Source organism: Kribbella sindirgiensis, assembly GCF_004331435.1.
GTDB classification, from domain to species: Bacteria; Actinomycetota; Actinomycetes; order Propionibacteriales; family Kribbellaceae; genus Kribbella; species Kribbella sindirgiensis.
This window is the reverse complement of the sequence record NZ_SJKA01000002.1, coordinates 190,368-208,185: the sequence shown is the minus strand read 5'-3', so window position 1 is coordinate 208,185 and position 17,818 is coordinate 190,368. Positions and strand designations below refer to the sequence as shown.

The following is a 17,818-nucleotide window of genomic DNA, read 5'->3' as shown; positions in this document are numbered from 1 at the left end:
GCCCCGTTCGTCTGCGCCGTGCCGGCTGGTTGCCTATGGCATCAGGTCGTCGGCTCCGGGTGGAACCCGGCCGCGGTGTCGAGCACGTCCTCGTCGGTGAAGCGCTCGTGATCGATCGTGACCTCGGCCGCGACGCCAGGCTCGATGAAGTAGAACACCTCGTTGCCGGCGAACAGCGCGTCGTACCCGCCGACCTTCACCGGTTCGAGCTGCCAGTCGCCCGGCTCCTTCTCCTCGTACTCGACCAGGAAGTCCTTGACGGCCTCGAGATCGGTGAGTCTCTCGCCGCGGAGCGTCTTCACGGTCAGGTCGACCTTGAACGCGCCCTCCGGATCCGGCCCGGTCTCCCAGACCCGGCTGTGGAACGACACGTCCTCCCACTCGTACTCGAAGTCGCTCGGCGTGCCGAGGCCGTCGGGAAGGTTCTCGATCACGAAGCCGTCCAAGGTGCCAGCCCTTTGCTCGGTCGATGGATGTTCAGCGGAGTACGTCGACGACGGTGTGAACTCCGTTGCTGAGGCAGGGACTGTCGCCGAGAGCCCGAGCGCGGCCAGTAAAACCGCGCTTCCGGTCACGATACGGCGGGCGGACGGCACGGCTCGGGAACGAAGCGATGAACGCGACATGGCTGCCTCCTGGAAACGGTGGCGCCCCGCCTGCTGCGAGACGCCTTTCGTGACCAAGAAGGTGCAGTGATCGTGCCTCGTCTGAACCGACGAGTTCGGAGCTGTGGACAACCTCGCGGTCAGTGCCCGATCAATGCCCGATCAATGCCCGATCAGTGCCCGATCAGCCGATGCAACCGGTGGAACGTCTGCCGGAACCCGAGCCGCGGCCAGGCCCGCGACGACAAAAGGTTCGTCACCCGCCAATCGGTCACGACCGACGTGTACCCGGTGTCCGCCGACCACTGCAGCACGGCCTCGCCCAGCGCCCGCCCGGCGCCGAGTCCGCGGGCCGACGGCAGCACGGCCGCGAACCCGAGGAACCCCGCATTGTCCGGTTTCGCGAGCCCGCTGTGCGCACTCGACTTGTCCAGCGAGCAACCGACCGACGAGCCGATGACCTCACCGTTGTACGAGGCAACGAAGGTCGCGTAGTCCTGGTCGTCGATCGATTCCTCCCAGTCCGCCACGGCTTCCTCGAGCGTCGGCAGCTCACCCGACGAGAACACCGGCGACAACCCCTGATGCCGGGGCAGTTCGAGGTCGAGTTCCGCGAGTACAGGGATGTCCGCGCGCACGGCACGACGTACGACGAGATCCGATGGCGGAGACAGCGGGGAGTCAGGCGCAGGACGGACGGCGTGCGCATGCTGCGAACCGAACGCCAGCCGGAACCAGGCGTCGAGCAGCGCGGGGTCGTCGGGCACCAGGACGTAGTGCGCGATGCGGCCGTCGTCGACCCACTGCGCGGCGGCGGCGCCGTACAGATCGCGGATGTGTTCTGGCTCACGTACGGCGTGACCGGCGGCCTCTACCCAGATGTTCGGACCCCAGACCGGGGACTGCTTCGGGGCGGCCAGGAGATAGCCGGTGATCTCGCCGCCTTCGACCAGCACGGCACCGGACGCGCCCTCGGTCTCCCACGCGGCCGTCACCTCGACCAGCGCGAGCTGCGCGTCCTCGTAGTCAGCGGGAAGCAGCGGGTGACGCTTGCGGTGCTCCAAGTGCCGCTCGGCGAGCAGGCCTGCCGCAGCCGGCAGATCCGCCTCCTCGAACGGGCGAATGACGTGTCGGGACATACTCGGACGGTACGCCGCCACGCCCCCGGCAGACACGGGTTTTCGCAGGTCCGGGGCCACACCAGGAACCGATTTGGTTGCTCAGCCCAGATCCTCTAAACTAAAGACACAACGACGCGGGGTGGAGCAGCTCGGTAGCTCGCTGGGCTCATAACCCAGAGGTCGCAGGTTCAAATCCTGCCCCCGCTACCAAGAAATGATGGTTAGAACCTCGGTCCTGAAAAGGACCGGGGTTCTTTCTTTCCCAAGACAACTGCCCACGGGGCCTCTCCTGCCGCAGGTACGCGCTGAGGGGCGCACGGACCGTGTGGCGTCGGTCACGCCGTGGCAGATCTTTGGGGATGGCAAGGTCTTCCTCTGTTAGGACAGACTCAGAGTCGGGGACGAGCCAAAGGTCGCGTGTTCTAACCAGCCGCTTCTGCTCCCTTGCCTGTTCGGCGGCAAGATCAGCCGGAAGCGTGTCGGCCAGCATGCGGCGGAACGCCGGGGTGTAGTCGAAGCCGACCACCTCATCGTCGTCGAGCCAGATCTTGTCGAACACGCCTTGGTTGAGCTGGCGCCGGACGGCCGAGTTGCCGGCACGGTAGTGCCTGAATGCTTGGTGCATGAGGCCGACCCAGTAGGTCAGTTGCTGCTTGATGCGTGCTTCGTCGGCGGTGTAGCGCTCCAAGATGTTCTGGGCGGTGGCCTTGGCCAGCGCGATGTTCGCCTGTTCTTCTTTCAGAACCTCGACAGAGATGGCATCGGCGTAGTGGGCCTGGAGCACCTTCTGGCTCTGGTTGTCGAGTTGAGCGAGCCGGCGCTGGGCTTCCTCGGTCTTGCCGTGGAAGAGCGGGAGCATGGTCTCGACGTAGTCCCAGATCACCTGTCGGATCTCATCGCACTTCTTCTCGGTCAGTGTCACGGTCTCCCAGTGAGCCTCGATCAGGTCTTCGGCCAGCTCGATGGGGATGGCACGCTGGTCGCAGCCGTTCTTCAAGCTCTGCCGGCCGAGGCAGTAGAAGTAGCTGTACAAGTTCCCTTGGCCGTTCCTCGATACGGCAAAGCTGTACGGCTCCCCGCACCGACCGCAGAAGATCGAGCCTTTGAGGTAGTGCGTGCGGACCCGTGGCTTCTCCTGGCTTTGAATGCGGCTTGCCCGCACTGCCTGTACGCGGTGGTAGAGATCTTCGTTGATCAGCGCTTCGTGGTTACCGGGGTACTCGATTCCCTCGAAGGTGACCACGCCGACGTAGTAGCGGTTCTTGAGGATGCTGTCGATGTGCGATGTGGCGAGCGGCTTCGGTGGTTTGTTCGGTCGGATGAGCGATGTGATGCCGCGTTCCGCGAGGTCATCTCGCAGCATCACCACTGTCCACTCGCCCGTGGCGTAGCGCTCGAACAGTTCGGGCACGATGGCAGCCCGCTCCGGATCAATGATGACGGTGCGTATCTCGCGCCCGTCCTCGGTGCGTTGCCGGACGTTGAGGTAGCCGAAGGGTGCCATGCCAGGGGTGCCGCCACCCTTGGCCTTCTGGAGCATGCCCTTGCGTGACTCGGTGGCGAGGTTCTGCGAGTAGAACTCAGCGATCGTGCTCATGATGCCGTGTAACAGCATGCCGCTCGGCGTCTCGTCGATGTTCTCGGTTGCGGAGACGAGCGAGGCACCTGCCGCCTTGATGGCCAGGTTGATCTCGACGTCGTCTTCTCGGTTCCGAGCGAGGCGATCGACCTTGTGGACGATGACGTAGTCGACCTGGTGTTCGCGCAGATACTCCAGCATCAGTTGGAGCTTTGGTCGATTGGCTGAGCGAGCGCTCTCTCCGGCGTCGACGAAGTCGGCGATAACGGTCGCGCCGAGGCTGTCGGCTTTGCGGTTGTTGGCATCTCGCTGGGCCGGGATCGAGAAACCTTCGTCTCCGCCGCCGCGCTGTGCCTGATCCTTGGTGCTCACGCGTTCGTAGGTCACCGCTGTTTTCAACGCCCCTAGCTGAACAGGTCCGGCGGTTGCGATACGTCTCGTCATGGGCAGAGTCCTTGTGTCGCTAGTTGGCGGTGATAGAGCGGTTTGCGACCGCGTGCAAGTCGTGCGGTCAGAGGCCTGACTGTGGTGGTATCCCGATCGGCGTTCAGCCGAGTTTGCGACAGTCGAACCTCAACGGCTGGGATCGAGACGTCGAAGTGCCGGGCAAGTTCAGAGGAGGTTTGAAGGCCTCTGGTCCAGGCGCCCTTCAGTAGCCGCTTTGGCATCAGGACGCAGCCGGCGAAGTGATCGGCGGCGCGCTCGGCCTGTTCGGCTGCGGTGTAGCGGCTGTTGCTGATGTACAGCAGGTGGGCCCGGCCGTGGTCGATGATGTGCTTGAACTCGTGCATGAGCGTGAACCGCTGTCGCACCGGCGCTTCGCCCTTGTTGAGCGTGATGATCCAGTGCGTGCCGCTCCAGTGACTGGTGCCGCTGACGGGTAGATCCTCGAACACGACACGGATGCGTGGCAGTGAGCGGACGATGTCTGATGGGACAGCGCCGCTGGTGATGCTGAAGAGACTGAGCAGTCGGTTGGCTTGGAGCTCGGCGATCTTCTTGGCTTCATCGAAGTCAGTGGCTCGTTGCGGGATGAAAGCTCGGAGGCGCGCCAGCACGCTCCGGGCCTCGGGGTTGTTGTATTGGTGCATGGTGTCCTCCTTTCGATTAGGGGTTATCTGTTGAGCAGGTGCTCGGGTTAGTTTTCGTCTTCTCCTGGCGCTGGGCCATTGCCGTCGTAGCCATGCTGTTTCGCGATGCGGGTGAACGAGGCTTCAAGCTCGGCCATGGCGTCGTCAGGCAGGTCGCCATACTTGGCGCGCAGATAGGGCTTGAAGGTGGGAAGTTCTCCTTCAGGCAGCAGATCAGCGATGGCGAAGATGTCGGTTGCAGGGATCTGTAGTACTCGGGCTATCTCTTTGAGGTTGCCCGCTTGTGGTGCTGCAATCTGGCCGCGTTCGATGCGGCTGATAGTGCCGACGTCGAGACCAGTTTGCCGGGCGACCTCGCTAGCCGAAAGGCCAAGTTCTTGCCGTTTCTGCTTGAGGACTGCTGCAAGCTGTTCAATTCTTTCTGGTGTCATTTCGCATCTCCGGTTAATTCGATTCCTTTCATTATGAGCCCATCTTTGAATCAATTCAACGGCATTGGCGGTTTCTACAACGAAGATTGACGAACGCAGGAGAGCCTGCCCTTGCTTTTGTTTTCTGGGGGTTATTGGGTAGGAGGCGGGCGCGTCAGCGCTCCTGCCTCCTACCCGTAGGGGGTGTCCCGCTCTACCGCTGGGGGAGCGGGACGGTGGACCGAGGAGCGGTTAGCTCTCCGGCTTGGGGGACGGGGCAGCCTTCTTGGCTGCCGCCGTCTTCTTGGCGGCGGTGCCCGCTGCCTGAGTCGTCGACCCAAACAGCGATTCGATGGCACCGCGCCGTTCGGCGGCCTCGCGCTCGATGTCCTCGAGCGCCTTGGCAACCCGAGCCTTGAAGTCCGGCTCGGCCTGCTTCTGCTCGACGTAGATCCGGAGTCCCCGGATGCAGGCATCCCGCAGGGAGATGTCGTCGAGCTTGGCGATCATGCTGGCCTGCGAGTGCAGGTCGTTGGGGATCTGTACCCCGATCGTCTTGTAGGTGCCTGGGGCACCGTTGCTGAACTCGCTCATGCGAGCTCACCTCCTCGGTGGTGGTGCAGCCGGCCATCTCCTGTGAGATGACGGTGACGGCTGCACGGCACCGAGGAAGAGGGACTCAGATTGCGCCTTTCCCCTGTAGACGACTCGGGACGTGTCACCTAGTGTGATCGGCAGTTGGGGGATGTTTGTTGACTCGAATCTTGGAGGGGTTAAATGCGACGAGCCAACGGCTTGGATGAGTTCCATTCGAGGATGCTCGCCGGAGACGGCGTGGAGTACTTCGAGGATTCCCGTGGTATGCCGACCATCGATTATCCGCACGTCCATGTTGTCCACCACGGCAGCGGTCAGGTCGATGTGGTGGCATCCAGATCTTCCTATGATCACGCATGGCGAACCTCGCTGCGTAATCCGTCGGGCAACGAGGTTCAGGACGCCGTGAGGACTGCGCGCGGTTATCTCTAGCCTGACTGTCGGTAGCACCCCCGTTCCATTGCCGGGGCGGGGTGCTACCCGTTGCCTTATTCTGTAGATGTAGCATAATAGAAAACATATGCGACAATCTGATACCGACGACCTAGCGCAACAGATCAAAGAATATCTCGACAAGAAGATCGAGTCTGAATTTGGTCTGCTTCACCTGAAGCTCAGCCATATTGATATCATGCTGAACAAGATCTACGACGAGCTAGGTGGTACGGACCCTAACTACACGACGGACGGCGAAGAGCTTAATCGGTCGTAGCGCCAGTCGTTTTTCTGAATTTAGTTGTCAAGGTACAGCGACAGGGCTCACACCCGGCCGTTGAACACCCAGACGCCGCCTGAGTGATCGGCGAAGCGGACATCGCCGCTGGTCTCCATCTCGTGCACCATGTGCTCGGTGTCGATGCGCACGACGTCTCTCAGCCACTCTGGGAGCTTGGCGAGTTCGTCTTCGCCGTTCAGCTCCTCGACGATGTGGTCGGCGTAGGCCTCGCGGTTCTCGAACTGGCCGAGGTACGCCTCGGAGAATCGCGCCAGGGTGTAGACGTCGCGTTCGTCGTTGATCTCGGCCCACGCGGAGAAGGCGAGACCCTGCTCGGCGATCCCCTTGCCGAGGGCGCAGACGACGTCCAGTGACTCGTACTCCGAGAGCGTGATCTGCCCGAAGCCGTCCTGGTCATGGATCGCCCACTCCTCGGCCGGCTGCCCGGTCCAGTGGGCATGCAGTGAGCGGGACAGGATGTTTCGGATATCCGTATGGATGTCCTCCAGGTCTTGGCTGGCGTCGATCCAGTCCCCAATGTCGTGGCCTTCGGTGTAGTCGACCAGGGAGCGGACGTAGATGCGCGGATGGATGCGCTTCTCCGTCTCGCTGGCTTCTCCTGCTTCGCGTTGGGCCGCCAGGATGTCCTCGTGCTCGATGAGCGCCTGGGCGTCCTCTTCGTTGAGGCCGTAGCTGACGTAGCGTTCCAGCTTGGCTCGCTTCGCGCGGCGGTCTTCGCTGGCAGCAGCCCGGGCTGCCTCGATCTCGGCTTGTCGCGCGGGATCGTCGGTGCCGTACGTGTTGACGCCTTCGGGAGTTGGCCGAGGGCCGTCTGGATACGGCGGTGGGGTTGGTGGTTCGTGTTCACTCATTCATCACCTCCTTTCGTGTCAGTTGGTTGGTTCTGGAGTGCGGCCGCTATGCGGCCTTGCTCTCCGGGGATGCTCTTGCCGCGTTGATACGCTCGTTCGCCAGTTGGGTGAAGTCCGGGTTCAGCTCGACGCCGAGCCAGTCGCGATCGTGCTTCTCGGCGCTCACAGCGGTGGTCCCGGCGCCCATGAACGGGTCGAGCACGATGGCCGGTTCACTCGGTGCGTTGCACGTACACGTCGCCATGAGTGCCCCGCGGATAGCCGCAGCGCCGAGCCGTCTGGTCACCCGCCGATGCGGCTTCAGGCAGTTGGAGCACCGCGCCTCCGGACTGCCAGCGAGGATGGCCCGTTCGGCTAGTCGCTCTGGGAAGGTGGCGAAGTGTGCTCCCCGGTACGTCGAGGTTGGCAGTTGCCAGACGTCGCCCGGGTTCTTGCCGAGCGGGTGCCCGACGATGCCCCGCTGCTTGAGCGCGACCAGCCCGCGGATGTTGTCGGTAGTGCGAGCTCGCCACTGCCTCGGGATGGCGTCCTTCGCCGTTGCCTGCGGTGCGCTGGGCCTGCTCCTGTGCGGTATCCGGATGGCGTCCAGGTCGAAGAAGTAGCTGCGGTGCTTGGTGAGCAGGTAGACGACCTCGTAGGTATTCGTCAGCCGGTCTGGGACGCTCGACGGCATCGGGTTGGTCTTGCTCCAGATGATCTGATTCCTGACCAGCCAGCCGGACTCGGCGAGTGCTGTGGACAGTCGCGCCGGCCCCAGGAGGAGGCTCTTGATCGGTGAGCCCTCGCGGTCGTGGATTGAGTAGCGGTCAGCCACATTGAGCCAGAAGGTCCCAGTCGGCGCCAGGACACGTCGGACTTCGGTGGCGATTGCGACCAGGTTGCTCACCCACTCGTGGATGTTCCGCTCTTGCCCGAGCTGCCCGCTTACCTGGTAGTTGCGCAGGTTGTAGTACGGGGGGCTGGTTAGGACCATGTCGACGGACTCAGTGGGCAGGCGGCGGAGCTGGTCGAGGGCGTCGCCGACGAGGATGGTGTTTCGAGGCAAGTGGTTCATGCGGCGCCCCTGATCACCAGTGGTGCTAACCCGTCCGGTAAGACGAAACGGAACAGTTCGGGCAGCGGTGTCGTGGAGCGGGCTATGGCGTCGGCCAGCCTGGAGATACGCTCTTGCGTCGGCAGTTGCCAGACAACTAGGGGGAAGGCACCTGCGCTGGATTGTTCGACTCCCGTGCGGCGGTAGTCCTCATACTGTGCGCACTTGCGAAGAAGCGTGTTGATGCTCTCAGTGCCGAGGTCGACCTCGATGAACCATCGGTCGAGGTAGCTGTCTTGCTTGGTGATCAGGAACAGGTCCGGTTGCAGTACTCGCCGCTCACCGCTGGGGCCTGTGAACGGACGCCAGCACTCTGGCTCACATTCGACGAAGACCGACCTGACGTCGCCGCTGCGCTCGGTAGCCAGCAACGATATGTGGGTATCGGCAACGGCCAAGCAGTGCGCCAGGAAGCGCGGCGACGGCTCGTGAGTTCGTTTGGCGTTGCTGCCTGCACGGAGCAAACGATGACCAACGGAACCGAGTTGCCAGACGTAGCTGGCCGAACCGGCGCGGATGCCGCCGACGCGACGCTCGAGCGGCTTTAGTAGTCCTTGCTCTTGGAGGCGGCGGAGTACGCGTCGGGCCGAGCGAGCACCTGAGACGGGACTTGCGTGATCGTGGAAGCAGAAGGCCTCAACTTGGCGGGTCGTCAGGTAGCGGTGCACGGCGATCAGGTTGATGACTTCGCGGTCTCGATCACTGAGCGATGCTTGAAGGCGATGAAGCTGACGGCGGCCAACTTGGCGGCGAGGTCCGGCGGCTGGGGACGGAGTCGAGAACGACGTCCTATTCGTCTCCGTGGATGAGTCGAACAGGCGGTTGACCTGCGGGTTCACGGGATCGCTCGACCACGCGACAGGTAGTGCGACCGGTAGCTCCGGTTGGCGTGGTTGCTGCTCGTTATCAGGACTCATCGGTTGTCCTCCGTCCGCACCCGACCGAGTGGTTCAGTGCGTGGCGCACCTTGTCCGGCGAGGTCGGCCCAACTGGCCTCGACCTCGCTGAGCGGTTGGCCGTATCGGCGCCTGGAGCGCTCGCGGATGCGCTCGGGTGTGCCGGATGGCGCGGGGAGCGGTCTCGTTTGGAGCGAGGCCCAGCCAGTCGGCGAACCGTGCGACAGGAGCGAGGCGTAAGCCCGAAACTGGCCGAGTGCGGTGAAGTCTTCGGGCGTAAGGTCGCTACCGCGGGCCATGACGACGGCATCCTCGTGGCTGAGCTGGAACATGACTTTGGAACGGGCATTGGCCAGAGCAGCGCTGCGGAGGTGTGGCGGAAGCTGACCGAGGTGCTGCGTGGCGAGCGTGAAGGCGACACCGTAGCCGCGAGCTGTGGCCAGGGCGTCGCCGAGATCGCCCGGGATGCGCAGGTAGTCCTGTACCTCGTCGATGAGCATCATGACTGGTCGCGTCTCAGCTCCAGGGGTCCGATGCATGGCGGCCTGCCAGAGCAGGTTGACGACTAGCGAGCCGAGGAGCTTGGCACCGTCCGGTCCAAGCTGACCTTTGCTCAAGCTGACAAGCAGGATGCGCTGTTTCGTGAAGACGTCGCTCATGTCGAACCGCGGTTCGACCTGGCCGAGGATCGCTCGGAGTCCAGGTCGCAACAGCACAGAGCGGAGCTTGTTCATCACTGGCGCGATGACGCTCTGACGTTCGGCGTCGGAGATCGACTCGTACCAGGCCCAGAAGCTGCCGAGCCCCATCGGGTCGTTGCGCACGAGTCGGGCTGTCACCGAGCGGCGGAAGCCGGCGTTCGTCAGCAGCAGCGGTACGTGCAGTAGCGAAGCGTCGCCGCGTCGGGCCAGGCTGAGCAGGCTGGCGTGCAGGATGTCCTGGGTGCGAGGTCCCCAGTTATCGGCGTACAGCTCGTGGATCAGATGGACCAGGGCATCGGCAGCCAGCTCGGGATTCTTGCCGACGAGCGGGTTGATGCCGATCGGCGCGCTGTCAGTAGCGTCGAGCAGAACGACGTCATGGCGCCGCTGCTTCGGGATTCGCCAGAGCAGGTCTTCGACAAGTGAACGCTTGGGATCGATGACAACAACACCGTGTCCGGCAGCCATAAATTGGAGGGCCATGCTGCCGATGAGCGTCGACTTCCCTGTGCCGGTTGGGCCGACGACCAGGCTGTGGCGCAGGCTGTCCTCGACGGACAATGCCAGTACCCGCGGTGGACCCGGAGCTGCGCTGTCACCCAGCACGAGCCCGGCTTTGGCTACCGCCTTAGGGGCCGGCATCGGCCGCGGATGAGGCGCTGGGAGTCCGGCGATCGGAGGATCGCCGATAGGCCAGCCGATAACACCAGCCAGTTCGCGGACCGACAGCTGGAGCGGCCATCGCCAAGGGGATCGGAGAGCTTCCATAGCTGAGGTGCGCTCGGCCTTGAGCCGCATCGCTACCTTGGGACTCTCGGCACCGCGGAGGGCTGAGAGCAACGAGCCGATCAGTTGGCGGGCCCGCGGGGTACTAGCGGCCGTCACGCCGATGCGCACCGTGCAGCCGAAGCCGTGGACAGCAGTCTTCTCGGCAAGTAGGCGTCGACGCTCGGCCGCCCCGGCTGGACTCTTGGCGGGCACAACAGGGGCGGTTGGCCGAAGGCGCTCACCGAGTATGACCTGTTGAACGAGCTGTTCTTTGGTTCCCGTCTGAGCGAGCACGTTCAAGACGGCCCTCGAGGTCGCCTCTGATCGGGACAGGTTGATGGCTCGAGCGGCGTTGCCCTGAATCGCCAGTTTGGCGGCGTGTTGGAGGCCAGGAGCTCTAGCCGGCTGATCTGACACGAGCTGCACACCTGGCAAGTACGTCGGCAACTGTGCTTGAAGTGCCCGCAGCGCGGGAGCTGGCGCGGCTAGCCGCCATTGCACTTCACCGGCGACGCCGGCCGTCTCCAGAACGATGCGCGGAGCTCCGTATAGGGTCGCGATGGCGCTCAGGGCGTTGACGACCTGGACTGGTTGCAGGCCGAGAGGCAGAAACAGCCGGGCCCACTTCATTTCAGGACGAGGACTGCGCATCATCGGGTCCTTCACGTCCTGGCGTTACTGCTTGTTGGGCTGTCTGGTTCTGCGCTTCGGCTTCTGCCTGGGCGAGCGCGAGCGCCACTACCGCCTTGGCGATCTTGTGCACGTCCGGCTCGGTGCGTAACTGCGAGCGGATAGAGATTCGTCGATCCTTGCCTATCGGCTGCCTGCTGCGCTTGCGGTTTCGTTTACTCATAAAGTTCCCTCCTTTCGCCTATTGAATGCTTTGAATCAATTCAAAGTCTGTACTACTAGTTGTACTTGAATTGATTCAAAGCTCAATAAGAATCACTCATTCCACAACACCGAAAGGAACAGAGCCTTCTCTGTTAAGTGGATACGAAAGCTGCTCAGCCGAAGTGGACAATTTGGCTCACCAGCGCGACTGCCGGAACCGCCAGACGGCTATCGCAACGACCGCGGTCACAACCACGACGACGATGACCAGCAGCTCCGTCCAGACCTGGCTGAGCAGCCAGACCGCCCCGTACAACGCCAGCGCGCCCATGAAGACGCTGACGCAGGCACTGACGAGGCGGTCCAACCACCGCTGCGGTTCGTTGTTCACGACGGCCGGTTGCTGTCGTCGTCGGGCGGGGCTACCTCGCCCTCGATCACGTCGAAGTGCAACGGCTGGCTCGGTTCGAAGTCGGGCCGCGATCGCTTGAGTGCTTCGTTGAGCATGGCCATCTGCGCCTGATACGAGATGTTCTGGATCTCCAGCTCGGCCTGACGCTCCCGCTCGGCTAGCTCGTCTCGGCGCTCATCGCTGGCGAGCCAATTCCAGGTCTGGACAGCGCCGACCACGGCGAGCGCGGCGATGACGAGCCAGAACAGGAACAGGATGAACTCGACCATCGCCTAGCGTCCCTTGCTGACGTTCGAGATGACGCTCATGAGGGCGCCGGTGCTGGCGATATCGAACATGGCCAGCTTCTCGGCGGCATCCGGGGCGACCTGCTCGGCCATGTTCCGCGTTCGCGTAATGAGCAAGCCGGCCATCATGGCACGCTCGGTGGTACGCGTGATCGCGCCGACCTCAGCGGCGGCCTTCTCCTCTTGCCGCTCGATGCGAGCGAGCTCGTTGCTGTGCTGCTTGACCTCGGTGTTGGCGAACCAGCGCGCGACTTCCTGACCCATGACACTCTCCTGCTAGTTGACTGTTGCCCGGCCGACAAGCGATCTGCCCAAGCCATGTACCGGGCGGAATGAGAGCACCGAAACAAACGCCTGTCGAGACGACCAATAAAGTCGTCGAGCCGTCCTTGCCGATCGGCGAATGCGCAGGTCGGAGACGGATTCGGGACATGGCTCCGACATCTTGGCGACGCGCCCGCGACAGGTCAGCGACACCGACTCCGAGACGTGAAGAAGCCCCGTTCAGGTGAACGGGGCTGGGGGGCCGGCCGGGTGGGATCCTGCGCGAGGGCAGGCGGACAAGTGGTGCGAGAGGGCGTGCACACGCTACGGCGTCGGACTGTCGGCGTGCGGGTACAGCTGGCGGAACCGGATGGTCTCGAAGCGGTGCGGATCGAGGATGTCGTCGATCCGCCGATCGTCCAGATCACCGGCGACGCTGGTGATCTGCCTGCTCAGTTCGTGACCGAGCAGTGTGTCGGGATCTCTGGTCCAGGCCTCGATGATCGCGATGACACCGATCAGGTAGTTGCGGTAGTCACCGAGGCAGGTGGAGATGACGGACTCGTCCCAGGCCAACCACACCGAGATGACCTCGGACAAGGTGGTTGGCTCGATACCTTCTTGCCGCATTCTCGCGGCGACATCCCGATAGAAGAAGCTCCGGAAGAGCTCCAGTACTTCTCTGCGTATCGACTCAGTCGACATGGTGGCCTCCAAGTTGTGAAGGCCGACCCCCTTTTAGTTATGACACTGCTTAAAGATTCATGCAAGCGACCGTTTGCGAGGCGTGGTCAGCTCAGCACGATTCGTGACCTGTGACAGCTAGTCACTTCTGGTCCAGATCGCTACGCTGCGCAAGGGGCAGTGAGGCGAGCTGGGGCGGTGGTACATGGACGAGTCACGTGAAGATGCGGAGTCTGATCTGCCAAAGGGAACGGCATGCATCGAGCGATTGGTCGCAGACGGGATCAGCGAAGATCGCCTCGCATCATGTCGTGAGCTGGCCGAAGCGATGCGCCTCGAACTCGGCCTTGATGAACCGCTTAGTACCGGCGGGCAGATCGTCCTCCTGCGAACAGTGCTGACCGAAGTGGTGAAACGAGCTCGACGCGAGGCGCTGGCCAACAAGGAGCAGTTCACGCACGAGGAATCTGGTCGCGAGCATGACTTCCGGATCGCCGCAGCTGGCGAGCTACTCCGCATCCCTGACCCGGAGAACACCTTCGAGACGATCCAGGAATACAGGGGCCGAACCAAGAAGCTTCCTGATTACGCGAGAGGCAGCGCACGACAACGAGCCAAGCTCCGGGCGGCGCTGTGGCTCGGCGCAACCGCCACCAAGACCGCGGAACGGCTGGAGGAGAAGGTGTCCCCGGTCCTGGTGGCCGCGATGGCAAGCTACGCGCGCGAACAGCGCGGCACACTGCGGGCACTGCTGGACGAAGATCTGCCGACCAGAAAGTCTGGAGACGATACGCCAGTCTCGAACGGCCCTGAGCCGGCAGAGCCCGCGTCGCGGCGTAAGTGGTACGTATGGGCGGCAGCGGCATTGGTCGTGGTCGCAGGACTGATTTGGGGCGGTATCGCCCTGTTCGATGACAAGGAGCCTTCGGGGCCAGGTGGGGGCCCAACTCCTGGGCCGAGCACCTCAACTGGGTCGAGCAGTACGCCGTCATTGGCCGGCCAGGAGATTGTCGACCAGGTCAAACCATGTGCCAGTCTGCCGCGAGACTCGCAGGCAGCAAAGGACCTCCGGTCGAGGCGTCAGGTCGTCGTGGATGGCCGCTGCTTCCCTGACCCAACTGTCGACGTTGGCACGCAGGCTGGACCGACACGCGACTCCGCAGATGTCGTGCTCGTGTCGACCGGGCAGATCCTCAACAACGTCTGTCTCAAGTCGGGCCAGGAAACATCCGACATGGTCGGCACCAAGACGAAGGTATGGGTGCGCTTCGATGTTGACGCGAACCGTCAGGCGTTCATCTCCGCGATCTGGACGCAGGCCGAAGAAGGCGCTGACCCATGCTGAGCGCTTCCGTTTCCATGGGGACGACGCGGCTATGACACCGCCGCGACCGCCTGCGACGACCGACGACGCAAGCGCTCGTCACTTCCTTGATGCTGCCGCGCAACTCATCGACGCGATGTTCGTTGCGTCGGTAGAGGATAGGCCGCGTCGTCTCCGGGCAATCGACTTTCCGGCCACATTGGAATGGCTTCGCATCGAGGATGTTATCGCTCTCGCTCGCGAGAAAGGTGCCCTTGGTGCTAGCCGAAAGGCCTTTAATAATCGTTGGCCAACAAAGGAAGCATTCGTCAACGACGCCGTGATTCACACGATGCTCTATCGGGATGCGCCTAACGCTGATCCCGCGCTCCAACAGGCGGAGATGGCAGCCATCGCAGATGCCATAGATGTCGGAGACGCAATCGCTCGGTTTAGCGATGCGATGCTCAATAGCCTCCTGTCGTATCCTCGATCGTTCCTTCTTGCGCACATCGGCCCATTGCTAGATCAGCACCCTGACTTGAAATTCGCGATCCTCAAGGACATGCAGCGTGCGCTCGCTCCATGGCATCAAGGGTATGCTTCCCTCTTCGCCGCGTTTAGCGTGAGAATGCGACCCGGCTGGACCATTGAACGATTCGGTTTGGCCCTTCAGGCCATGCTCGACGGCTTTCTGCTGCGCACGCGCATCCAAAGCGAGCAGATGCAAGCGGCTCGATCGGACGTCAGTCTATTCGCCGACGCCGTTGTTGCATTTGCACTCGGCGTTGTGGTTGGGGTGGAGGACGACCTTGATGCGCGAGCAGCACTGAACAGAACGGTTGTCCCGCAAGCGCCCCGGATCAATGAGTGAGCGGCAGGTGACAGTTTGTAGTTGCAGGCATATGACTGCCGAGCCTGGCGCTTTAGAGGGAGTCAAGTTCGCCCCTACGCATCTTGACCGGGGTGTCACCCGCCGGGATGCTAATCAATAAGCGGTGACACTGTCGCTTCACTCAGCGCGCGCTCAAAGGCGGAAATCTGCGTGGCCACGGAACCTACAGCACAACAGCGCAATGCATCTCTGATCAAGCAATTCAAAGCCGCCTATCGGCAGGATGACCTGGTCGTCCTTGAGGGATTTCACGCGGTTAAGCACGCTCTGAGGTTTGGTGCAAGGATCCTTGCCGTAATCTCCGACGATCCTGCCCAGGTCGAGCGACTTGGTGCTGCTCTCGCTCCCGACACTGCCGGCCCGATTCTAAGTCAGTGCGTGCATGTCGATCCCGAGACATTCCGGCTAGCCACCCGATCTCCGATCGGAACCAGAATTGTCGCTGTCGCAAGCAAATCGCGATATTCCGAGCAAGACATAGCCCGGCGCGCTGACCGCCCAGTTGTCGGTCTCGAAGATCCACGAAATATGGGCAACGTTGGAGCAGTGATACGACTCGCGGCGGCATGCGACATCGCGGGCGTGATCGCAATCGGCGAGGCAATCGATCCGTGGCATGTGACGGCGGTGCGCGGTTCAGCCGGTCTGCACTACGCTCTCCCGGTAATTCAAATGAAGACCCTGAAAAGGGAGGATCGGCCGATCGTGGGCATCGATCCAATCGGTGAGCAGCTGTGGAATACGAGCATTCCAGCCAATTCTGTGCTGGTGTTTGGCACGGAACGATACGGGCTCAGCGATGCCTTACTTAGCATCTGCGATACTCGGGTCTCAATTCCGATGCGCCCCGGGGTTTCTAGCCTCAATTTGGCCACTGCGGTCGCTGCAGTTCTGTACGGTGGAAACCTTGCTGAGAGTGATCGATGACTGTGTATGCAGACAAGCTTGGCGAGAGCGAGCCGATTGATGGCCTAGTCCTCCTCAACTACGGGGATCCGGCCTATCGAGGCACGGATGACAGCGGTATCGGGCTGTCAAAGGCAGAATCTATATTCCTCCGCCTGATCGGGTATCTGGCATTCGCCGAGGCGGTCTCGATTCCTGCACGCTTTATGCTGGAAGGCCAGGCAATGGCGCAGGCAATGACCTGGGCGTCTCCGCTTCTGGAAGAGGGGCTAATTGTCCCAGAGCGTCGATCTGGGCCGGGCAGCTTCGTAGACCTCGCCAGATTTCGCCAGCTACCAGAGTTGGGCTTGCGACGAGCTGAGTATCTTGATCAACACGCCAAGCGGGCCCGCATCTTTCGCTTCTCAGAGCTATCAAGCACGTACCGGGACCTTCTTACGGCCGACCTCGCGGAGTCGGGAGCATTCCGCCGCGTGGTAGTTGGTGGGCGGACAGGGGCAATTGCAGCTGCGCTGTCTCACGCAAGAGGTGACCACGAGATCCATGGTGATGGCAATCCGGAAACGTTCGTTCGAATCGTCGAGAAGCATGCACCGAAGCTGAAGCACGTAGCATTTCGCTGGGCGATGGCGCGTTACTATGTCACCCCGCTGCTATACGACGGGGTCAACACGAGAGAAGTGCCTGACTCGGCCGCTCGCCTTCTCATTAAAGGTGGTGTGCTGGACAAGGCCATACCCCCTTTCGAAGGGGCCGCGCCGGCGGAGGCGGCGTTTGAAAGGTTGAAAACTGCCATCCCCGCAGACTCAATCAGCTCCTCGGCGCGACACTACTGTGAGGCGCTGCTCGAGGTACGCCGATCGCTACCCGAGGCACGTCAGATCTTCGCCGACATTGCTGAGGCTTCTCACCTTAAAGATGCTGGACAGTCGCTGAGCCACGAATTAGATAGAGAGTTAGCAAGGCAGCGGGGCGTGCGGACTGGTCACGCTCGCGTCTTCACACTGGTGTCATCACTGATTGGCACCGCTGCAGGGGCGGCCGGCGGTATGCCGTTTGACGCAGACCCCATCCTCTTGTTACTAGAGGGCTTCGGCAGTGGCGCACTGTCTGGAATCGTATCGAATGAGGTACAGCAAAAGGTTCACGCTCGAGCAGATCGGAAGAAACGTCCTTGGATGCTGGCGATGGACCAGCTAGACAAATCAGTTTCTCAACCGAGCTAACGCTCGCCGATGGCCTTAACAACCAGCTCCGTAAATCCGGTCTCCGGGTCGTCTTCGCGTTCGAAGTGATGCCCGGGTGACTCCAGTAATACAACTTCGCAGGTTGTTCGCACGAGGCATCCTTCAGCTAGATGGCCACCCACCGTCGTGCCGTCCTTGTCGGATACGGCGAGATGAATGTGCATCCCGGCAGTGGACGCCGTCCCCGTCGCTGAGACGATCTCAAAATCGTCGGGAGAATTGAAGTAGTTCTTAGCTCCAGCAAGTCGCAGCACGGCATGTGAGAGGCTTCCCACACACGCGACGACAATGGCAGCCTGAAGCGAATGAGATGCTATGTACTGCTCGACAGACTTCTTCAGGTCGTCGCCAGCGCGCAGGCGAAATGCGTGACTTATCATCCTATCATAATACAGGGAACTATTCCACTTGTATAGTTGCGCCAGATTGATCGGATGCTCAGTCATTCGCGATGTCAATTCCTAGGGGTCCCTGTGCTGTTCCCGTCATGGGTGCGTGAAAGAGCGTTGCTGAAGCGAGTCGGGTTTGCCGCCGGGCC

At 62.1% G+C, this 17,818-nt stretch carries 22 protein-coding genes and 1 tRNA gene; 7 read left to right on the top strand and 16 right to left on the bottom strand.

Features of this window, described 5'->3' with window-relative positions:
- Window positions 1–41 precede the first annotated feature (41 nt).
- Both E0H50_RS05520 and E0H50_RS05515 read right to left on the bottom strand, forming a co-directional pair.
- Entirely contained in the window at window positions 42–434 is a 393-nt protein-coding gene (locus E0H50_RS05520) for a hypothetical protein (RefSeq protein WP_238150788.1), read from the bottom strand.
- 344 nt (window positions 435–778) lie between these two features.
- On the bottom strand, window positions 779–1,744 hold the full coding sequence (locus E0H50_RS05515; RefSeq protein ID WP_165547006.1) for a GNAT family N-acetyltransferase: 966 nt from the start codon (window positions 1,742–1,744) through the stop codon (window positions 779–781).
- A 115-nt stretch (window positions 1,745–1,859) separates the two neighbouring features.
- On the opposite strand from E0H50_RS05515, the gene E0H50_RS05510 reads away from it, so the two are divergent.
- A tRNA-Met gene (locus E0H50_RS05510) sits at window positions 1,860–1,936 on the top strand.
- On the opposite strand, the gene E0H50_RS44450 is transcribed toward E0H50_RS05510, so the two are convergent.
- From E0H50_RS44450 to E0H50_RS05485, 4 genes are all read right to left on the bottom strand, one after another.
- Window positions 1,893–3,749, bottom strand: a complete 1,857-nt coding sequence (locus E0H50_RS44450) for a recombinase family protein (protein WP_420323237.1) — start codon at window positions 3,747–3,749, stop codon at window positions 1,893–1,895. The genes E0H50_RS05510 and E0H50_RS44450 overlap by 44 nt on opposite strands.
- Window positions 3,746–4,396: an ImmA/IrrE family metallo-endopeptidase gene (locus tag E0H50_RS05495; RefSeq protein ID WP_131285460.1), complete on the bottom strand. Its 651-nt coding sequence runs from the start codon at window positions 4,394–4,396 to the stop codon at window positions 3,746–3,748. The genes E0H50_RS44450 and E0H50_RS05495 overlap by 4 nt, the downstream gene beginning before the upstream one ends.
- 47 nt (window positions 4,397–4,443) lie before the next feature.
- Window positions 4,444–4,827 carry a helix-turn-helix domain-containing protein gene (locus E0H50_RS05490; RefSeq protein WP_131285458.1) on the bottom strand — a complete coding sequence of 128 codons (384 nt, stop codon included), beginning with the start codon at window positions 4,825–4,827 and terminating at the stop codon, window positions 4,444–4,446.
- A gap of 231 nt (window positions 4,828–5,058) precedes the next feature.
- The gene (locus E0H50_RS05485) at window positions 5,059–5,400 is read right to left on the bottom strand and encodes a hypothetical protein (protein ID WP_131285456.1); all 342 of its coding nucleotides are present in this window, start codon (window positions 5,398–5,400) and stop codon (window positions 5,059–5,061) included.
- A 183-nt stretch (window positions 5,401–5,583) separates the two neighbouring features.
- On the opposite strand from E0H50_RS05485, the gene E0H50_RS05480 reads away from it, so the two are divergent.
- Both E0H50_RS05480 and E0H50_RS05475 read left to right on the top strand, forming a co-directional pair.
- Window positions 5,584–5,835, top strand: a complete 252-nt coding sequence (locus E0H50_RS05480) for a hypothetical protein (RefSeq protein WP_131285454.1) — start codon at window positions 5,584–5,586, stop codon at window positions 5,833–5,835.
- A gap of 88 nt (window positions 5,836–5,923) precedes the next feature.
- The gene (locus E0H50_RS05475; RefSeq protein WP_131285452.1) at window positions 5,924–6,115 is read left to right on the top strand and encodes a hypothetical protein; all 192 of its coding nucleotides are present in this window, start codon (window positions 5,924–5,926) and stop codon (window positions 6,113–6,115) included.
- Window positions 6,116–6,162: 47 nt separating this feature from the next.
- On the opposite strand, the gene E0H50_RS05470 is transcribed toward E0H50_RS05475, so the two are convergent.
- The 9 genes from E0H50_RS05470 to E0H50_RS05430 form a co-directional block, all read right to left on the bottom strand.
- Window positions 6,163–6,990, bottom strand: coding sequence for an antirestriction protein ArdA (locus E0H50_RS05470; RefSeq protein WP_131285449.1), 828 nt, complete (start codon window positions 6,988–6,990; stop codon window positions 6,163–6,165).
- A gap of 46 nt (window positions 6,991–7,036) precedes the next feature.
- The gene (locus tag E0H50_RS05465) at window positions 7,037–8,044 is read right to left on the bottom strand and encodes a DNA-methyltransferase (protein WP_131285447.1); all 1,008 of its coding nucleotides are present in this window, start codon (window positions 8,042–8,044) and stop codon (window positions 7,037–7,039) included.
- Window positions 8,041–9,000: a replication-relaxation family protein gene (locus tag E0H50_RS05460; RefSeq protein WP_131285445.1), complete on the bottom strand. Its 960-nt coding sequence runs from the start codon at window positions 8,998–9,000 to the stop codon at window positions 8,041–8,043. Before E0H50_RS05460 ends, E0H50_RS05465 begins: the two co-directional genes overlap by 4 nt.
- Window positions 8,997–11,114 carry a type IV secretory system conjugative DNA transfer family protein gene (locus E0H50_RS05455; RefSeq protein ID WP_131285443.1) on the bottom strand — a complete coding sequence of 706 codons (2,118 nt, stop codon included), beginning with the start codon at window positions 11,112–11,114 and terminating at the stop codon, window positions 8,997–8,999. Before E0H50_RS05455 ends, E0H50_RS05460 begins: the two co-directional genes overlap by 4 nt.
- Window positions 11,080–11,301: a hypothetical protein gene (locus E0H50_RS05450; protein WP_131285441.1), complete on the bottom strand. Its 222-nt coding sequence runs from the start codon at window positions 11,299–11,301 to the stop codon at window positions 11,080–11,082. Before E0H50_RS05450 ends, E0H50_RS05455 begins: the two co-directional genes overlap by 35 nt.
- 177 nt (window positions 11,302–11,478) lie before the next feature.
- Window positions 11,479–11,673, bottom strand: coding sequence for a hypothetical protein (locus E0H50_RS05445; protein ID WP_131285439.1), 195 nt, complete (start codon window positions 11,671–11,673; stop codon window positions 11,479–11,481).
- A complete protein-coding gene (locus E0H50_RS05440; RefSeq protein WP_131285437.1) occupies window positions 11,670–11,963 on the bottom strand; it encodes a hypothetical protein in 294 nt (97 codons plus the stop codon). Before E0H50_RS05440 ends, E0H50_RS05445 begins: the two co-directional genes overlap by 4 nt.
- Window positions 11,964–11,966: 3 nt before the next feature.
- Window positions 11,967–12,245 carry a hypothetical protein gene (locus E0H50_RS05435; protein ID WP_131285435.1) on the bottom strand — a complete coding sequence of 93 codons (279 nt, stop codon included), beginning with the start codon at window positions 12,243–12,245 and terminating at the stop codon, window positions 11,967–11,969.
- A gap of 324 nt (window positions 12,246–12,569) precedes the next feature.
- The gene (locus tag E0H50_RS05430; RefSeq protein WP_131285434.1) at window positions 12,570–12,950 is read right to left on the bottom strand and encodes a hypothetical protein; all 381 of its coding nucleotides are present in this window, start codon (window positions 12,948–12,950) and stop codon (window positions 12,570–12,572) included.
- Window positions 12,951–13,134: 184 nt separating this feature from the next.
- On the opposite strand from E0H50_RS05430, the gene E0H50_RS05425 reads away from it, so the two are divergent.
- The 4 genes from E0H50_RS05425 (at window position 13,135) to E0H50_RS05410 (ending at window position 17,259) form a co-directional block, all read left to right on the top strand.
- On the top strand, window positions 13,135–14,274 hold the full coding sequence (locus E0H50_RS05425; RefSeq protein ID WP_131285432.1) for a hypothetical protein: 1,140 nt from the start codon (window positions 13,135–13,137) through the stop codon (window positions 14,272–14,274).
- 31 nt (window positions 14,275–14,305) lie between these two features.
- A complete protein-coding gene (locus tag E0H50_RS05420; RefSeq protein WP_131285430.1) occupies window positions 14,306–15,106 on the top strand; it encodes a hypothetical protein in 801 nt (266 codons plus the stop codon).
- Window positions 15,107–15,277: 171 nt separating this feature from the next.
- Window positions 15,278–16,054, top strand: coding sequence for a TrmH family RNA methyltransferase (locus E0H50_RS05415; protein ID WP_131285428.1), 777 nt, complete (start codon window positions 15,278–15,280; stop codon window positions 16,052–16,054).
- Window positions 16,051–17,259 carry a hypothetical protein gene (locus tag E0H50_RS05410; RefSeq protein WP_131285426.1) on the top strand — a complete coding sequence of 403 codons (1,209 nt, stop codon included), beginning with the start codon at window positions 16,051–16,053 and terminating at the stop codon, window positions 17,257–17,259. The genes E0H50_RS05415 and E0H50_RS05410 overlap by 4 nt, the downstream gene beginning before the upstream one ends.
- On the opposite strand, the gene E0H50_RS05405 is transcribed toward E0H50_RS05410, so the two are convergent.
- The gene (locus tag E0H50_RS05405) at window positions 17,256–17,726 is read right to left on the bottom strand and encodes a PPC domain-containing DNA-binding protein (protein WP_131285424.1); all 471 of its coding nucleotides are present in this window, start codon (window positions 17,724–17,726) and stop codon (window positions 17,256–17,258) included. The genes E0H50_RS05410 and E0H50_RS05405 overlap by 4 nt on opposite strands.
- Window positions 17,727–17,818: the final 92 nt, after the last annotated feature.

Excerpts from the sequence above, each read along its gene's own strand:
- E0H50_RS05515 (WP_165547006.1), bottom strand. The coding sequence starts at position 1,744 with ATGTCCCGACACGTCATTCGCCCGTTCGAGGAGGCGGATCTGCCGGCT.
- E0H50_RS44450 (WP_420323237.1), bottom strand. The coding sequence starts at position 3,749 with ATGACGAGACGTATCGCAACCGCCGGACCTGTTCAGCTAGGGGCGTTG.
- E0H50_RS05495 (WP_131285460.1), bottom strand. The coding sequence starts at position 4,396 with ATGCACCAATACAACAACCCCGAGGCCCGGAGCGTGCTGGCGCGCCTC.
- E0H50_RS05490 (WP_131285458.1), bottom strand. The coding sequence starts at position 4,827 with ATGACACCAGAAAGAATTGAACAGCTTGCAGCAGTCCTCAAGCAGAAA.
- E0H50_RS05485 (WP_131285456.1), bottom strand. The coding sequence starts at position 5,400 with ATGAGCGAGTTCAGCAACGGTGCCCCAGGCACCTACAAGACGATCGGG.
- E0H50_RS05480 (WP_131285454.1), top strand. The coding sequence starts at position 5,584 with ATGCGACGAGCCAACGGCTTGGATGAGTTCCATTCGAGGATGCTCGCC.
- E0H50_RS05475 (WP_131285452.1), top strand. The coding sequence starts at position 5,924 with ATGCGACAATCTGATACCGACGACCTAGCGCAACAGATCAAAGAATAT.
- E0H50_RS05470 (WP_131285449.1), bottom strand. The coding sequence starts at position 6,990 with ATGAGTGAACACGAACCACCAACCCCACCGCCGTATCCAGACGGCCCT.
- E0H50_RS05465 (WP_131285447.1), bottom strand. The coding sequence starts at position 8,044 with ATGAACCACTTGCCTCGAAACACCATCCTCGTCGGCGACGCCCTCGAC.
- E0H50_RS05460 (WP_131285445.1), bottom strand. The coding sequence starts at position 9,000 with ATGAGTCCTGATAACGAGCAGCAACCACGCCAACCGGAGCTACCGGTC.
- E0H50_RS05450 (WP_131285441.1), bottom strand. The coding sequence starts at position 11,301 with ATGAGTAAACGAAACCGCAAGCGCAGCAGGCAGCCGATAGGCAAGGAT.
- E0H50_RS05440 (WP_131285437.1), bottom strand. The coding sequence starts at position 11,963 with ATGGTCGAGTTCATCCTGTTCCTGTTCTGGCTCGTCATCGCCGCGCTC.
- E0H50_RS05435 (WP_131285435.1), bottom strand. The coding sequence starts at position 12,245 with ATGGGTCAGGAAGTCGCGCGCTGGTTCGCCAACACCGAGGTCAAGCAG.
- E0H50_RS05430 (WP_131285434.1), bottom strand. The coding sequence starts at position 12,950 with ATGTCGACTGAGTCGATACGCAGAGAAGTACTGGAGCTCTTCCGGAGC.
- E0H50_RS05425 (WP_131285432.1), top strand. The coding sequence starts at position 13,135 with ATGGACGAGTCACGTGAAGATGCGGAGTCTGATCTGCCAAAGGGAACG.
- E0H50_RS05420 (WP_131285430.1), top strand. The coding sequence starts at position 14,306 with ATGACACCGCCGCGACCGCCTGCGACGACCGACGACGCAAGCGCTCGT.
- E0H50_RS05410 (WP_131285426.1), top strand. The coding sequence starts at position 16,051 with ATGACTGTGTATGCAGACAAGCTTGGCGAGAGCGAGCCGATTGATGGC.
- E0H50_RS05405 (WP_131285424.1), bottom strand. The coding sequence starts at position 17,726 with ATGACTGAGCATCCGATCAATCTGGCGCAACTATACAAGTGGAATAGT.